Genomic DNA, 15,129 nt, shown 5'->3' with positions numbered 1-15,129 from the left:
CGGCCGAGCGCCGCCGCGCTGTCAACGACTCAGTACCACTCCAGCAGCGACACGCCCAGGCCCACGTAGGTGGCGCGATGGTTGTAGTCGATCATGCTCTCGCCGTAGCCGTCGAACACCTGCACGTGGCCGCGCAGCAGGTTGCTGATCGGGAAGCCCCAGTCCAGCTGCACCGCGCCGTGCGAACGGTCGCCGCCGCGCAGCGAATGCCGCGCCATCAGCGAGATTTCGTGGCCGCCGCGGTTGTAGGTCAGGGTCGCGTCGCCGCGGCCCATGTAGTCCTCGATGTCCGGGTTGTTGTCCTGGCGGTCGCTTTCCGGGAGCCGGTACCACGGGCGCAGCACCAGCGCCCAGTTCTCGCGGTCCAGGCCGACGTTGAGGATCGCCCGGTTCCAGCTGCGCGAGAACGGATCGCTGCGGCCGTTGGACTGGTGGTTGAGCTGGATCCCGGTCATCCGCCCCTTCCAGCCGAACAGGCTGTAGTTGTTGCGGAACACCAGCGCCAGTTCCGGTTCGTAGTTGGTCTCGCGGAACGGCCGCGACTGCTCGCTGTTGTAGACCTGCCAGCGCGAACTCTGGGTATAGGCGCCCCACAGGTCGCCGTTGTCGCCGAAGATATTCTCCACGATCTTGGTCTTGAAGCTCAGCTGGAACTTGGCCTCGAGGCTGTCCAGCGGCTCGGCGGTGGTCACCGTGTTGTTCGGGTTCGGCGAGGACGGCATCTCGTTCTTCTTGCTGGTCCAGAACGCCGGCAGCAGGTACACCGGCTTGTAGGCGCGCAGCTGGAAGTTGCCCAGCTTGGAATCCTTGGCCAGCTCCCAGCGGCTGTCCAGCAGCGAGCCCTTGCCGGCGTTGGCGATGGTGGCGTCGTAGCGGTCGTCCTTGAACAGCGAGGCGGTGCGCTGGCGGGTGCGCTCGGCCAGGCCGGCGTCCTGCGGGATCGACGCATCCAGCTGCTGTTTCTGGGTTTCGCTGGCCATCTTCGCCGCCGCGTCGGCGGCCTGCGGATCGGCGACCCGGCGCGACAGCGCCTGGTCGTAGCAGGACAGGCGCGCGGCGTCGCTGGAAATGGCCACGCACGCTTCCGGCGAGGCGGGAGTGGGCATCACTTCCTGGGCGTGGGCCAGCGGCATGGCCGCCAAGGACAGCAGCAACAGGGGACGGGCCGGGCGATGGGACATGCAGGGTTCTCTCGGAAACGGGCGGCGCGGGCGGATGGTGCGCTGCCGATGGGAATGGCCGGGTGCGAAAATACAGGAAGCCGCCGCAACGGCGTCGTCACACGTTCATCGCGCGCCGCGAACGGCAGGGCGTCAGAACAGCCACGCCGCGGCGAACAGGCCGACCATCGCCAGCGCCAGGGCGAGCTTGGCGGCGGTGCCCAGGACGATCCCCAGCCAGGTGCCCAGACCGACCTTGGTCGCCTGCTGCAGCTGGCGGCCGTGCCAATACTCGCCGGCCAGCGCGCCGACGAAGGGACCGACGAACAGGCCGATCGGCATGAAGAACAGTCCCGCCACGCTGCCCAGCACCGAGCCCCACAGCGCCTTGCGGCTGGCGCCGACGCGCTTGGCGCCGAACACCGTGGCCAGGAAATCGACCAGGAACGACAGCAGGGTCAGCACCCCGAGCACCGTCAGCATCAGCCAGCCCACGCGCTGGAAGCCGTCCGCCCAGGCCGCCAGCAGCAATCCGGCGAACAGCAGCGGCATCCCCGGCAGGGCCGGCAGCACCACCCCCGCCAGCCCGAGGAACACCAGCAGCCCGGCGATCATGTAGTAGATGAACGTAGGATCCACGCGGCTCACTCCGGGGGTAATTTGGGGGTTGACAGGCGGGTCGTTTTTGCTGATTGCATTTTCATTTTGGCCGGGGTAAGTTTTCAGCCGCTGCGTTTGCAAAGGTCACCGTGAATCGTGGCCCGATGCGGTAGATCCAACGATCCGCTACAGCGTTATACCTCGCTTCCTCCTTGCAACCAGCCGCCAACCCCCGGCGTACCCACCCCTGAGACGTGTTCCAAGGAGTAAGTCCATGACTGACGGCAATCGCGAAAACGGCACCGTGAAGTGGTTCAACGATGCCAAGGGCTTCGGTTTCATCAGCCGCGAGAACGGCGAGGACGTGTTCGTGCACTTCCGCGCCATCCAGACCCAAGGCTTCAAGAGCCTGAAGGAAGGGCAGAAGGTCAGCTTCACCGTGGTGCAGGGCCAGAAGGGCCTGCAGGCCGACGCGGTGCAGCCGGTCTGAATCGGGCGCGGCGCTCCGGCGCGATCCCGGCGCCGTTGCCGCGCCCAGCAAAAAGGCCCGCACTGCGGGCCTTTTTGCATTGTGGCGCAGCGCGACAGCGCGGCGCTTAGCGCGGCACCACGCGGCCGTTGACCACCCGTACGTAGGTGTTCTCGCGCACCCCGGCCAGGTCGCGCTGATTGACCACGATCACCCGGCCGTCGTCCATCTTCACGTGCACATCGTAGGTGTCGCTGGTGACGTTCTTCTGGATCTGGTTGCCGGCCAGGGCGCCGGCCGCGGCGCCGGCGACCGCCGACACGTTCTGGTTGCCCTTGCTGCCGCCGGTATGGTCGGAAATCTCATGGCCGGCGACCGCGCCGACGATGCCGCCGAGGATCGCGCCAGTGGCGGTGGGCGCGGTGCGGCCGGAGGCGACCGTGTCGATGCGGGTGACGATGCCGCAGTCGGCGCAGCGGTTGTCCGAATAGCCGCGCGAGGGCTGGCTGTAGCCGCCGCCGCCACCGCCATAACCGCCGCTGGGAGACGTGGCGCAGCCGGCCAATGCCAGCACGGCGACGGCGCCGGTGGCCAACAGATGGATCTTCATGGGTGCTCTCCGGTGAATGGGCGGCAGGGCCGCGTTCGTTACGCATCCTGTCCGCCACCGTGTGAATGCAACGCCAATCGAGGCCGTATGCGCCCTGTCGCGCAAGTGTGGGGTCAGGGGGAATTCATCGAAAGCGCGATGGCGGTCAGCGGAAATCGCGATGGCAGGCGTCGCAGCCGTCGTCGATGCGCTGACTGAGCCGGTCGAGCGCGGCGCAGCTGTCGGGCACCGCGACCTGCGCCGCGTCCAGGGTGGCCCGCAGCGCGCTGGCGTGCTCTTGGAAGCGGCTGTCGTCGGCGAGGGTGGGGAAGGCGGTGTCCAGGTCGCCGCCGAGCAGGCGCAGCGTATGCACGCGCGCCTGCAGCTCGGCGGCACTGCAGCGGTGCTGTGCATGGCTGCGCTGCAGCAGCGCCAGCTGCCTGTCCATCACCTGCATCAGCGCGCGCGGGAACGGATCCTGTCGCGCCTGCACGGCGCGCATCGCCATCACCGTGGCGACCAGGCCGATCAGCACGCCGGCGATCAGCACGAACAGGTAACGGGAGGCGGTGGAGGCGGGCGGGCTGGCCATATGGCGGGCGTACGAGGCGAGAGCGCGATAGTACGCCGCGCGCGCCGCCACCGCGTGGCGCAGCCGCCGCCGTGTCGCCGCCGATGAAATAAACTGCGCGGATGAACGAACAATTGCGTGAGCGCTTCGCCGGCATCGACCGGCTGTACGGGCGCGGGACCATCGAGCGCCTTTCGCAGTGCCGGGTGGCGGTGGTGGGCATGGGCGGGGTCGGCTCGTGGGTGGTGGAGGCCCTGGCGCGCTCGGCGGTCGGGCATCTGACCCTGATCGACGCCGACGACATCTGCGTCTCCAACACCAACCGCCAGTTGCCGGCGCTGGAAGGGCAGTACGGGCGCAACAAGGCGCGGGCCATGGCCGAGCGCTGCGTGGCGATCAATCCGGCGATCGTGGCGACCGCGGTCGAGGCGTTCCTGACCCCGTCCAACATCGCCGAACTGCTCGGCAGCGGCTTCGACCTGGTCATCGACGCCTGCGACAGCTTCCGGGTCAAGGTCGAGACCATCGCCTGGTGCCGCCGGCGCAAGTTGCCGCTGCTGACCGTGGGCTCGGCCGGCGGGCGCACCGATCCGACCCTGGTGCGTATCCGCGACGTGTCGCGCACCGAGCACGACGCGATGCTGGCGCTGATCCGCAAGAAGCTGCGCAGCGAGTTCAACTTCCCCAAGAACCCGCAGCGCTACTTCGGCGTGCCGGCGGTGTACTCGCTGGAGAACGTGCGCTACCCGCAGGCCGACGGCAGCGTCTGCGGGCTGCGGCCGCAGCTGGGGCCGGACGCGGCGTTGAACCTGGACTGCGGCGCCGGGCTGGGCGCGGCCACCCACATCACCGGCGCGTTCGCCTTCGCCGCGGCCGGCAAGGCGCTGGAGATGCTGCTGAAGCCCAAGCGCGAGCAGCCGGCGCTGGCGACGGCGCTGGAAACAGAGCAGCGCTCGGATTGAGGTGCTTGGCCCATGGGCCTGGCGACCGGTTCGCCGTTACCAGCCTGACGGGAGGCCGTCGTCGTCGACGACGGAGATGTCGGTGCGCGCCCTGAGACAGGCGAAGAGAGTGGACAGATCGGCTTCGATGCTGGGCGGATGGGCGGTGATTTCCATGAAGATGCGCTCCCTTTCAAGGAACAGGCGCACGTCGTGGCTCCAGCTTCCCGGATGTCTGGGTTCCGTGCCCAGCAATCGAAACTGGATGTCGTCGCGGCACTCGGCAAACGTCTTCAGGCCGGCGATCTGCTGCCGTAGCGCGTCCAGGTTGGCCGCGCGCCAGTTGTCGTCTTTGAAAAGCAGCATGAACTCTGATGACATGGAGTGGCCGCCTTTTCAGGCTTGCTTTTCCAAGTAGAACGCGAGGTACCTCCTAGGCCTCTCCTGGAAGGCTCTTGCCTTGCCATATCGGTAGGCTTCGTCGAAGTACGCGCGGGCTTGCGCATATTCTTCCAGCTCGAAGTGCGCCATTCCCATGGCGATCAATGGGCCGGTGTCGATCTCCGATTCGCGGGCATGCAGCGACTTTTGCGCCCACTGCTTGGCGGCAGCGAAGTCGGCGCTGTCGAAATGCAGGTTGCAGAAGGAGCCGGTGATCCACGCCGACAACGGCGGCCATTCCAGCTTCGGCTCAGGCAGCAGGTCCCAGGCCTGCTGGTAAGCGGATCGGGCAGCTTCCGTGTCGCCGCGCTCGTCCAGCGCGTTGCCGGACTCCATGATGCCCATTATGTCTTTTGCCAGCTCGGGGTTGCCGTCTGCCAGGTCTTTCATGCATTACCCGTGCGAACGGTCGAGGTCGAGGTCGTCAGTATATGGACTGCGGATGTCCATGGCCTTGGCTGGTGACGCGCGTGTGCAGGTCTGGTATTTGATCGCAGAACGCATGACGCGAATGGCAAGGATGGATCCCTGCCTGTGTCGTGCTCACTACGGTTCCCTGTCGACACGCTCTTCGTAGTCCGCGGGTTCTGCATCGAGTGCGGCGGGCAGCCACTTGCCATTGCTTCTGTTGTAGCTGCGTGCCCTGTGCGGATGGCGCGCGACGATTGCGGAAATTTCCTTCTGCAAATCGCGCTCCTCCTGCCAGGTGCTGCCACATTCGCCGCAGCCCCAGAACGGCGGCGACTCGGTGTCGATCCAGTCGACCCATCCTGTGCATCGTGGAAGCGGGCAGCGATAGCTTGCCTCGTGCTCATGCGGCTTGATGCCTTCGGCCGCCGTGACGTACTGGGTGGAAGCGCCGCAGCGCAGGCACTCGATCATGATGAAGGCCTGGCCTTTCGCCGGCAACGGCAGGACGAAAGCATGCTGCTGCGCGTCCAGGTCGAAGTGCGCCTTGCACAGTTGGCACTGCGCTTTCGCTGTGGATTTCATATCTGTTTCCCTGCAGGGCGCCTGTCGCACGCCGCTCCACTTCCGAGCCGTCACGCTGGCACGGCACTCGCATCCAGCCCAAACAGCTGCTGCGCATTGCGCGTGGTCTGTTCGGCGATCTCGGCGGCGGGCTGGCCACGCAGCGCGGCGATCGTGTCCAGGACCGTACGCAGCCGCGCCGGTTCGTTGCGCTCGCCGCGGATGGAGGCATCGGGTTGGTCCGGTGCGTCGGTTTCCAGCAGCAACTGCTGCAACGGCATCTTGGCCGCCAACCGGCGCAGGCGCTGCGCGCGGTCGTAGGTCACCGGTCCGCCGAGGCCGATCAGGAAATCCAGCGACTGCAGTTGCCGCGCCTGTTCCGGACTGCCGGCGAAGCTGTGCACCACGCCGCGCAGGCGCCCGACCTTGCGGATCGCCAGGATCACCGCGTCCACTGCGCGCCGCGCGTGCACGATCACCGGCAGGTCGAATTCGCGCGCCAGTTGCAGCTGGCCGGCGAAATAGCGCTGCTGCTCGGCGTGGTCCAGCCCCTCGACGAAGAAGTCCAGGCCGCATTCGCCGATCGCGCATGGGCGTTCGCGCGCGATCCATTCGCCGAGCAACGGCAGGTGCTCGGGCCGGTGCTGGTCCAGGAACAGCGGATGCAGGCCATAGGCCGGATACAGGCTTGCGGCCGCCGCGCAGACATCGCGCAGTTTCGGCCAGGCTGCCGCGGTCACCGCGGGCACGATCTGCACGGCGACGCCCGCGGCCTGCGCGCGGGCGATCACCTCGGCGCGGTCGCCATCGAATTCGTCCGCGTCGAGATGGCAGTGGCTGTCGACCAGACGCATCGGCGGTCAGCGCCGCATGCGCCGCGCGCTGGACGCGATCGGTGCCGGCTCGGCGGGCGTGCGGGTCTTCCAGTTGGCCAGCAGCAAGGCGCCCAGGCCGAACACGATCTCGTCGAGGAACGGAATCGGGTCCGGCAGCAGGAGGCTCACCGCGAACAGGCCGGCGGTCACCTTGAACAGCGTCGGGTAGCGCAATTTGCCGGCCCAGCGCAGCAACGGCAGCATGATCGGGTTGGGCATGGACACTTCTCCGGCCGGTGGGTGAAAACGCTAACACGCCTTGATATGGCGCCTTCCCGGGCGCCGCACCAGATCGCGCGGCGGATTTTTGCTGAATAGGGAACGGATCGGTTCAGCTTCGGCATGGTAATCACAGCAGCGTAGACAACGCGGCCCAGAACCGCAGGAGAGCAACGATGAAGAGCAATACGACAACCATTCTGGTCGCGGCGGGTGCATTGCTGGCCGGCGGCGTGGCCACCGCGGCGTTCATGAACAACCGCGACAAGCAGGAATTCGCCGGCAGCGGCGACGTGCGTCCGGCCGCGGACAGCACCGCCGGTGACGCGGTCGCCGGCAACGGCGTCGGCGGCAAGCTGGAATACGCCGACGTGGTCCGGGTCGATCCGATCACGCAGAAAGAGCAACGCTATGCCGAGGTGATCGGCACCGAGCCGCTGCGCGAGACCTCCACCACCACCACCCCGCGCGAGGTCTGCAACGACGTGGTGGTGCAGGAGCGCCTGCCCGAGCGCGACGGCAACGTCGGCGGCACCGTGGTCGGTGCGGTGGTCGGCGGCCTGCTCGGCAACCAGGTTGGCGGCGGCAACGGGCGCAAGGCCGCCACCGCGGCCGGCGCGGTGGCCGGTGGCTTCATCGGCAACCGGGTCGACCGCAACCATGTCGGCGGCCGCGTGGTCGACCGCACCGAGCGCCAGTGCCACACCGAGAACAGCACCGCCCAGTCGTCGCGGATCACCGGCTACAACGTGACCTACCGCAACGACGACGGCACCACCGGCACCATGCGCATGGACAGCAAGCCGGGCAGCCGCATCGCGATGGGCAAGGACGACGTGGTCAAGGGCTACGATGTCACCTACCGCTACGACGGCCAGGAAAAGACCGTGCGCATGGACGACAAGCCCAGCAGCGACCGCCTGCCGGTGCTCGACGGGCGCCTGGTCACGCAGACCGCGTCGGCCAGCGACGTGATCAGCCAGCGCTGAACGACACGCGGCAACCGCGAGCGAAGGCCGGCCCTGTGCCGGCCTTCGCTTTTTCCGGATGGCGTGGACGCCGATACAATGCGGCTTCCGCCCGTCCGAGTCCCGCCATGCCGTTGCCTTGCGACGATCTGTTCAACGTGGCTTCGCTGCTCAGCGAAGAGGAGCGCGCGATCCAGCAGGCGGTGGCACGCTTCGTCGACGCCAGGGTGCTGCCGATCATCGGCGCGGCGTTCGACCAGGCGCGGTTTCCGGCCGAACTGGTGCCGGAACTGGCGCAGCTGGGCCTGCTCGGCGCCACGCTGCCGCCGGCCGACGGCGGCGCCGGACTCAATGCGGTGTGCTATGGCCTGATCTGCCAGGAACTGGAACGCGGCGACAGCGGCATGCGCAGCTTCGTCAGCGTGCAGTCCTCGCTGTGCATGTATCCGATCCATGCCTACGGCAGCCAGGCGCAGCGGCAACGCTGGCTGCCGGCGATGGCCGCCGGCACCGCGATCGGCTGCTTCGGCCTGACCGAGGCGCAGGGCGGTTCCGATCCGGCGGCGATGCAGACCCGCGCGGTGCGCGATGGCGACGGCTGGCGCCTGAGCGGCAGCAAGATGTGGATCACCAACGGCAGCCTGGCCGACGTGGCGATCGTGTGGGCGCAGACCGAGGACGGCGTGCAGGGCTTCCTGGTCGAGGCCGGCACCCCCGGCTTCGGCGTGCAGGACATCGCGCACAAGATGAGCCTGCGCGCCTCGGTGACCTCGGCGCTGTTCCTGGACGACGTGCGCCTGTCCGATGCGCAGCGGCTGCCGGGCGCGCGCGGGTTGAAGGGGCCGCTGGGCTGCCTGACCCAGGCCCGCTACGGCATCAGCTGGGGCGCGATCGGCGCGGCCATCGCCTGCCTGCGCGAGGCGCTGGCCTATGCCAGCGAGCGCGTCCTGTTCGGGCGGCCGCTGGCGGCCACGCAGAGCGCGCAGATCAAGCTGGCCGACATGGCCCGGCGCATCGCCGCCGCGCAATTGCTGGCGCTGCAGCTGGGCCGGCTCAAGGATGCCGGCGCGTTGCAGCCGGCGCAGGTGTCGCTGGCCAAGTGGAACAACGTGCGCATGGCGCTGGACATCGCCCGCGAATGCCGCGACCTGCTCGGCGCCGCCGGCATCACCACCGAATACGGCGCCATCCGCCATGCCTTGAACCTGGAATCGGTGATCACCTACGAAGGCACCGAGACCGTGCACCAACTGGTGGTCGGCCGCGAGCTGACCGGCATCAATGCGTTCTGAGCGGCCGCGCCGGCGCCCTGGCGCGGCCGCAGCGACCAAGCGAGAGGAGGCGAGGGCATGAGCGTTTTCGATCTGCGAGTGGAAACCGAACGTTTGCTGCTGCGCCCGCCGAGCGCGGCGGATTTCGAGGACTTCGCGCGTTTCACCGCCGATGCCGAGGCGATGCAGCATCTGGGCGGCGTGCAATCGCCGCCGGTGGCCTGGCGCAGCCTGGCGGCCCTGGTCGGCAGCTGGCAGTTGCAGGGGTTCTCGATGTTCTCGGTGATCGAGAAGTGCAGCGGGCGGTGGATCGGCCGGATCGGGCCGTGGCAGCCGCATGGCTGGCCGGGCACGGAGGTGGGCTGGTCGATCGCGCGTTCGCATTGGGGCCACGGCTATGCGCCGGAGGCGGCGCGCGCGGCGATCGACTGGGCGTTCGCGCAGCTGGGCTGGACCGAGGTGATCCACACCATCGCCGCCGACAACGCCAATTCCAAGGTGGTGGCGGCCAAGCTCGGCTCGCGCTACCTGCGCCAGGATCGCCTGCCCGAGCCGTTGCAGGCGCACGAGGTGGAGGTCTGGGGACAGTCGCGCGCGGACTGGCAGGCGCGGCGCTGAGCGGCATGCGCGGCGTTCTGGACATTGCGACCGGCGACAGGAACCGATGATGGCCTTCGAACGTTTTCCGCTGACCGTGTACGGCATGGCGCTGTCCGGCAACTGCTACAAGGTGCGGCTGCTGCTGGACCAGCTCGGCTGCGGCTATCGCTGGGTCGAGGTCGACAGCGCCAATGGCGAAACCCGCACGCCGCAGTACCTGGCCAAGAATCCCAACGGCAAGGTGCCGCTGCTCGAGCGCGAGGACGGGCGCGTGCTGGCCGAGTCCAACGCGATCCTGTGCTGGCTTGCCGAGGGCACGGCCTACCTGCCGAGCGATGCCTGGCAGCGCGCGCAGGCGCTGAGCTGGCTGTTCTTCGAGCAGTACAGCCACGAGCCGTACGTGGCGGTGGCGCGCTTCGTGCGCGGCTGGACCGCCGCCGATTCGCCGCGCCGCGCCGAGCTGCCGCGGCTGCATGCGGCCGCGGCGCAGGCGCTGGCGGTGATGGAGCGGCACCTGCAGGCGCAGGCCTGGTTCACCGGCCCCGACTACGGCGTCGCCGATATCGCGCTGTTCGCCTATACCCATTGCGCCGAGGATGGCGGCATCGTGCTGGATGCCTATCCGCGCCTGTGCGACTGGCTGCAGCGGGTGCGCGCCACGCCAGGCTTCGTCGCCTTGCCGCCGCTGCCGGCCGAGGTGCTGGCGCGGCTGGCGCACCGCGACGCGTGAGGGCCGCGTTCACCTGGCCGCGCCGCGCGGGCGGCTAGGCTGCAAGCCCGGAACCGTCAGGAGCACGCCATGAGCCAGTACCGTATCGCCGTCTTCGTCGGCAGCCTGCGCAAGGAGTCGTTCAACCGGCGCCTGGCCCTGGCGCTGGAGAAACTCGCCGGCGACCGGGCGCGCTTCGAGTACGTGGAGATCGGCAACCTGCCGCTGTACGACCAGGACCAGGACCACGACTACCCGGAGCAGGGCAAGCGGCTCAAGACCCAGGTCAACGACGCCGATGCGGTGCTGTTCGTCACCCCCGAGTACAACCGCTCGATCCCCGGCGTGCTCAAGAACGCGATCGACCTGGGCTCGCGGCCCTATGGCGAGAACGCGTTCTCCGGCAAGCCGGCGGCGGTGTGCGGAGTGTCGCCCGGCACGCTCGGCACCGCGCTGGCGCAGCAGCACCTGCGCAACGTGCTGGCCTACCTGGACATGCCGGTGCTGGGCCAGCCGGAGGTGTTCGTGCAGTTCCAGGAGGGGCTGATCGAGGCCGACGGCAGCATCGGCAACGAAGACACGCGCAAGTTCCTGCAGGGCTTCGTCGACAAGTTCATCGCCTGGATCGACGAACTGCAGGCCTGACCGCCGGCGCAGGCGCGCCGCGCGAGGGCGCAGGCGAAGGCTGCCGCGGCGGTCGCAGCCGGCGCGACGCGGCGCGGCGACACTGCCGCTGCGGCCGTCGGCGAAGCGTTGCGCGGCGGGGCTCGGACGCAGTTCTCAACGGGTTGTCCACAGACTTGTCCCTAGCCGCGCCGCGCCGCGCTGACTAAGATGCCCGACCGGGTCGCGCCGTCGGTGCCGCCCGCCGACCGCGTCCCCCCAAACAGAGATATCCAGCCCATGTCCGCCCGTCCCGGCTACCGCGGCGACCGCAAAAGCGAGCGTGGCGAACGCAGCGAACCGCGCATCGACCAGCTGCGCGTGCCGCCGCATTCGATCGAGGCCGAACAGGCCGTGCTCGGCGGCCTGATGCTGGCGCCCGACGCCTACGACCGGGTCAACGACCAGCTCACCGACAACGATTTCTATCGGCGCGACCACCAGCTGATCTACCGCGCGATCCGCGAGCTGGCCGAGAAGGGCCGCCCGTTCGATGCGGTGACGCTGGGCGAATGGTTCGAATCGCAGGGCAAGCTGGAGATGGTCGGCGACGGCGCCTACCTGATCGAGCTGGCCAGCACCACGCCGTCGGCGGCCAACATCGCCGCCTACGCCGAGATCGTGCGCGACAAGGCGGTGCTGCGGCAGCTGATCGAGGTCGGCACCAACATCGTCAACGACGGCTTCCAGCCGGAAGGGCGCGAGAGCGCGGAACTGCTGGCCACCGCCGAGAAGGCGGTGTTCAAGATCGCCGAGGCCGGCGCGCGCGGGCGCAGCGACTTCGTGGCCATGCCCGGCGCGTTGAAGGACGCGTTCGAGGAGTTGCGCAGCCGTTTCGAGAACGGCGGCAACATCACCGGCCTGCCGACCGGCTACACCGATTTCGACGCGATGACCGCCGGCCTGCAGCCGACCGATCTGATCATCCTGGCCGCGCGTCCGGCGATGGGCAAGACCACCCTGGCGCTGAACATCGCCGAGTACGCCGCGATCAAATCGAAGAAGGCGGTGGCGGTGTTCTCGATGGAAATGTCGGCCTCGCAGCTGGCGATGCGCCTGATCTCCTCCAACGGCCGCATCAATGCGCAGCGCCTGCGCACCGGCCAGCTCGAGGACGAGGACTGGGCGCGGGTCACCGGCGCGATCAAGATGCTGAAGGAAACCAAGATCTTCATCGACGACACGCCGGGCGTGTCGCCGGAGGTGCTGCGTTCCAAGGCGCGACGGCTCAAGCGCGAGCACGATCTGGGGCTGATCGTGATCGACTACCTGCAGCTGATGTCGGTGCCCGGCAACAGCGAGAACCGCGCCACCGAGATCTCCGAGATCTCGCGTTCGCTCAAGGGCCTGGCCAAGGAACTGGGCGTGCCGGTGATCGCGCTGTCGCAGCTCAACCGCTCGCTGGAAACGCGTACCGACAAGCGCCCGGTGATGGCCGACCTGCGCGAATCCGGCGCGATCGAGCAGGACGCGGACATGATCGTGTTCATCTACCGCGACGACTACTACAACAAGGAAAATTCGCCGGACAAGGGCCTGGCCGAGATCATCATCGGCAAGCACCGCGGCGGCCCCACCGGGTCGTGCAAGCTCAAGTTCTTCGGCGAATACACCCGCTTCGACAATCTGGCGCACGACTCGGTGGGCGCGTTCGAATAAGCGCCACCGGCGCCACCGCCATGCCGGTCGCGATTGCTGCATTGCGGTAGATCCTGCGGCGATGTACGTGTTCATCCAAGCGTAGCGATACCTCTGTCACAGAGCGCCACGACCGCGCTCAACAGCCATGCGTGATGGTCGATACCGGAAGGACCCATCCGGAGATCCCACGCCATGTCGTTGGTCGTCACCCAAGCGGAAACCTCCGAACGCGACGCCGTCGCCGCGGTCGCGTCCTTGCGCGCGCAGCTCGGCGCCGCGCCGCTGGACGCCGTGCTGCTGTTCTGCGATGCCGAATACGACCTGGAGGCGCTGGGCCCGGCGATCAAGGCCGGTTTCGACTGCCCGGTGATCGGGTGCACGGCCGCCGGCCAGGTCGGCGCGCGCGGGTTCCAGAGCGACGGCATCCTGGTCGCCGGGCTGCGCGGCGGCGTGCTGCAGGCGCAGCCGTTGCTGATCGCGCCGCTGAGCGACCTGCAGGCGCAGGTGGCGGTGGTCGCCGAGGCGGTGCAGGCGGCGACCGTGGACAAGGCCGGGCAGTGCTTCTCGCTGCTGCTGGTCGATGGCCTGTCCACCTGCGAGGAATACCTGGCCGCGGCGCTGTACCGGATGATCGGCAACGTGCCGCTGCTCGGCGGCTCGGCCGGCGACAACCTGCGTTTCGAGCGCACCCAGGTCTACTACGACGGCCGCTTCCTGACCGATGCGGCGGTGCTGACCCTGTTCCACTCGAAGCACCCGTTCGTGGTGTTCAAGCTGCAGCATTTCGTCGCCAGCGAGGTCGAGCTGGTGGTCACCGAGGCCGACCCGGAGCGGCGGCTGATCCGCGAGATCAACGGCGAGCCGGCGGCGCTGGCCTACGCCGAGGCGATCGGGGTGCCGCTGGAGGCGCTGGATCCGCATGTGTTCTCCACCTACCCGCTGCTGCTGACGCTGAGCGGCGAGCCCTACGTGCGCTCGATCCTGCGCGTCAACGAGGACCTGTCGCTGACCTGCTACTGCGCGGTGGAGGAGGGCATGGTGGTCGCGGTCGGCAAGGCGGTGGATGTGATGGAGACGCTGCAGCAGGCGTTTGCCGAGGTGCACGAGGCGGTGCCCGATCCGGCGCTGGTGATCGGCTGCGACTGCATCCTGCGCCGCCTGGAATTCGGCCAGTCGCAGATGCAGCCGCAGGTCGGCGCGTTCATGGCGCAGCAGCGCGTGTTCGGCTTTTCCACCTATGGCGAACAGTTCAACGGGCTGCACGTCAACCAGACCTTCACCGGCGTGGCGATCGGGAGATGAGCATGAGCGCAGACGCAACGACGGTGGCGGCCACGGTGGGCGCCTCGGCCACTGGCTTCGAGAGCGGCGATGCGGTGCTGGTGGCCGAACTGCGCCGGCAACTGGCCGCGCGCGACAAGGTGATCGCGGTGCTGAAGAAACGCGTCGCCGCGCGCGACGATGCGGTGGCCTCGCCGCTGGCGACGCTGCAGCAGAACATCGCGCTGGGCAAGGTGGTGGCGCTGAAGACCCATGAACTGAACCGCGAGCGCCAGGAACTGGAACAGGCGCTGGCCGACCTGGGCAAGGCGCAGGTGGCGCTGCTGCAGGCGCAGAAGATGGAGTCGATCGGCCAGCTCGCCGCCGGCATCGCCCACGAGATCAACACGCCGGCGCAGTACGTGAGCGACAACCTGGCGTTCGTGTGCAAGGCCAAGCAGGTTCTCGACCATGTGTTCGACATGACCTTCGGCATCGTCGATGCGGCGCGTGCGCAGGGCGTGGCGCCGGAGTTGGTCGCCGCGCTCGACGCGCAGGTCAAATCGTCCAAGTTCCAGTACCTGCGCAAGCAGACGCCCGAGGCGCTGCAGCAGTCGCTGGAGGGGGTGGAGCGCATCACCAAGATCGTCGGCGCGATGAAGCGCTTCTCGCATCCGTCGGCCGGCGAGAAGGAACCGGTGGACCTGCGCGAACTGGTCGCCACCACCATCACCGTCGCCCGCAACGAATGGAAGTACGTGGCCGAGATCGAGACCGATTTCGCCGACGACGTGCCGCTGGTGCCGTGCCTGCGCGACGAGATCGGCCAAGTGCTGTTGAACCTGGTGGTCAACGCGGCGCATGCGATCGGCGACACGCTGGTGCCGGGCGAGCGCGAGCAGGGCCGGATCCGCATCGTCCTGCGCCGTGCCGGCGACAGCCACGTGGATCTGTGCGTCGGCGACGACGGCCCAGGCATTCCCGAGGCGATCCGCACCAAGGTGTTCGATCCGTTCTTCACCACCAAGCCGGTCGGCAAGGGCACCGGCCAGGGCCTGGCAATCGCCTATTCGACGGTGGTGGAAAAGCACCAGGGCCGGATCTTCTTCGAACCCTCGGCGGACCAGCGCGGCACCACGTTCGTGGTGCGGCTGCCGTTGAACGCAGTGGCGGGCTGAGC

Annotated in this window: 19 protein-coding genes; 10 read left to right on the top strand and 9 right to left on the bottom strand. The window is 68.3% G+C overall.

Annotated features, from left to right (window positions below; all coding sequences use genetic code 11):
• Positions 1-29: 29 nt before the first annotated feature.
• Together NUG20_RS12615 and NUG20_RS12610 are read right to left on the bottom strand one after the other, a co-directional pair.
• Positions 30-1,181: a phospholipase A gene (locus NUG20_RS12615; protein WP_263394822.1), complete on the bottom strand. Its 1,152-nt coding sequence runs from the start codon at positions 1,179-1,181 to the stop codon at positions 30-32.
• Positions 1,182-1,313: 132 nt separating this feature from the next.
• Positions 1,314-1,799 (bottom strand): DUF456 domain-containing protein, encoded by a 486-nt coding sequence (locus tag NUG20_RS12610; RefSeq protein ID WP_263394821.1) that lies wholly within the window; start codon positions 1,797-1,799, stop codon positions 1,314-1,316.
• Positions 1,800-2,034: 235 nt separating this feature from the next.
• Here NUG20_RS12610 and NUG20_RS12605 point away from each other — a divergent pair, with 235 nt between their 5' ends.
• A complete protein-coding gene (locus tag NUG20_RS12605) occupies positions 2,035-2,250 on the top strand; it encodes a cold-shock protein (protein ID WP_046979462.1) in 216 nt (71 codons plus the stop codon).
• Between the two features lie 106 nt (positions 2,251-2,356).
• Here NUG20_RS12605 and NUG20_RS12600 read toward each other — a convergent pair whose 3' ends face one another.
• Together NUG20_RS12600 and NUG20_RS12595 are read right to left on the bottom strand one after the other, a co-directional pair.
• On the bottom strand, positions 2,357-2,839 hold the full coding sequence (locus NUG20_RS12600) for a glycine zipper 2TM domain-containing protein (RefSeq protein ID WP_263394820.1): 483 nt from the start codon (positions 2,837-2,839) through the stop codon (positions 2,357-2,359).
• A gap of 145 nt (positions 2,840-2,984) precedes the next feature.
• Positions 2,985-3,410 (bottom strand): hypothetical protein, encoded by a 426-nt coding sequence (locus tag NUG20_RS12595; protein WP_263394819.1) that lies wholly within the window; start codon positions 3,408-3,410, stop codon positions 2,985-2,987.
• A gap of 101 nt (positions 3,411-3,511) precedes the next feature.
• Here NUG20_RS12595 and NUG20_RS12590 point away from each other — a divergent pair, with 101 nt between their 5' ends.
• Positions 3,512-4,351 (top strand): tRNA threonylcarbamoyladenosine dehydratase, encoded by an 840-nt coding sequence (locus NUG20_RS12590; RefSeq protein WP_263394818.1) that lies wholly within the window; start codon positions 3,512-3,514, stop codon positions 4,349-4,351.
• A 36-nt stretch (positions 4,352-4,387) separates the two neighbouring features.
• Here NUG20_RS12590 and NUG20_RS12585 read toward each other — a convergent pair whose 3' ends face one another.
• The 5 genes from NUG20_RS12585 to NUG20_RS12565 all read right to left on the bottom strand — a co-directional run bounded on the left by NUG20_RS12585 (position 4,388) and on the right by NUG20_RS12565 (position 6,837).
• Positions 4,388-4,711 (bottom strand): hypothetical protein, encoded by a 324-nt coding sequence (locus NUG20_RS12585; RefSeq protein WP_263394817.1) that lies wholly within the window; start codon positions 4,709-4,711, stop codon positions 4,388-4,390.
• Between the two features lie 15 nt (positions 4,712-4,726).
• Entirely contained in the window at positions 4,727-5,161 is a 435-nt protein-coding gene (locus NUG20_RS12580) for a hypothetical protein (protein WP_263394816.1), read from the bottom strand.
• A gap of 156 nt (positions 5,162-5,317) precedes the next feature.
• Positions 5,318-5,764 carry a hypothetical protein gene (locus NUG20_RS12575; protein ID WP_263394815.1) on the bottom strand — a complete coding sequence of 149 codons (447 nt, stop codon included), beginning with the start codon at positions 5,762-5,764 and terminating at the stop codon, positions 5,318-5,320.
• A gap of 50 nt (positions 5,765-5,814) precedes the next feature.
• Positions 5,815-6,597, bottom strand: a complete 783-nt coding sequence (locus NUG20_RS12570) for a TatD family hydrolase (RefSeq protein ID WP_263394814.1) — start codon at positions 6,595-6,597, stop codon at positions 5,815-5,817.
• 6 nt (positions 6,598-6,603) lie between these two features.
• Entirely contained in the window at positions 6,604-6,837 is a 234-nt protein-coding gene (locus tag NUG20_RS12565; RefSeq protein WP_263394813.1) for a DUF6116 family protein, read from the bottom strand.
• Positions 6,838-7,013: 176 nt separating this feature from the next.
• On the opposite strand from NUG20_RS12565, the gene NUG20_RS12560 reads away from it, so the two are divergent.
• From NUG20_RS12560 to NUG20_RS12525, 8 genes are all read left to right on the top strand, one after another.
• On the top strand, positions 7,014-7,826 hold the full coding sequence (locus NUG20_RS12560; RefSeq protein ID WP_286038033.1) for a glycine zipper 2TM domain-containing protein: 813 nt from the start codon (positions 7,014-7,016) through the stop codon (positions 7,824-7,826).
• Positions 7,827-7,933: 107 nt separating this feature from the next.
• Positions 7,934-9,097, top strand: a complete 1,164-nt coding sequence (locus tag NUG20_RS12555) for an acyl-CoA dehydrogenase family protein (RefSeq protein WP_263394812.1) — start codon at positions 7,934-7,936, stop codon at positions 9,095-9,097.
• Positions 9,098-9,154: 57 nt separating this feature from the next.
• On the top strand, positions 9,155-9,694 hold the full coding sequence (locus NUG20_RS12550; RefSeq protein ID WP_263394811.1) for a GNAT family N-acetyltransferase: 540 nt from the start codon (positions 9,155-9,157) through the stop codon (positions 9,692-9,694).
• Between the two features lie 49 nt (positions 9,695-9,743).
• Positions 9,744-10,406, top strand: coding sequence for a glutathione S-transferase family protein (locus tag NUG20_RS12545; RefSeq protein WP_263394810.1), 663 nt, complete (start codon positions 9,744-9,746; stop codon positions 10,404-10,406).
• 69 nt (positions 10,407-10,475) lie between these two features.
• The gene (locus tag NUG20_RS12540) at positions 10,476-11,030 is read left to right on the top strand and encodes an NADPH-dependent FMN reductase (RefSeq protein ID WP_263394809.1); all 555 of its coding nucleotides are present in this window, start codon (positions 10,476-10,478) and stop codon (positions 11,028-11,030) included.
• A 258-nt stretch (positions 11,031-11,288) separates the two neighbouring features.
• Positions 11,289-12,707 carry a replicative DNA helicase gene (locus tag NUG20_RS12535; protein WP_263394808.1) on the top strand — a complete coding sequence of 473 codons (1,419 nt, stop codon included), beginning with the start codon at positions 11,289-11,291 and terminating at the stop codon, positions 12,705-12,707.
• A 174-nt stretch (positions 12,708-12,881) separates the two neighbouring features.
• Positions 12,882-13,991 (top strand): FIST N-terminal domain-containing protein, encoded by a 1,110-nt coding sequence (locus NUG20_RS12530; RefSeq protein WP_263394807.1) that lies wholly within the window; start codon positions 12,882-12,884, stop codon positions 13,989-13,991.
• A 2-nt stretch (positions 13,992-13,993) separates the two neighbouring features.
• Positions 13,994-15,127 (top strand): sensor histidine kinase, encoded by a 1,134-nt coding sequence (locus NUG20_RS12525; RefSeq protein ID WP_263394806.1) that lies wholly within the window; start codon positions 13,994-13,996, stop codon positions 15,125-15,127.
• Positions 15,128-15,129 lie beyond the last annotated feature (2 nt).

Source organism: Xanthomonas sp. CFBP 8443 (genome assembly GCF_025666195.1).
GTDB lineage: Bacteria > Pseudomonadota > Gammaproteobacteria > Xanthomonadales > Xanthomonadaceae > Xanthomonas_A.
Note: the sequence above shows the minus strand (reverse complement) of the source record. Positions and strands in the feature narration are given on the sequence as shown.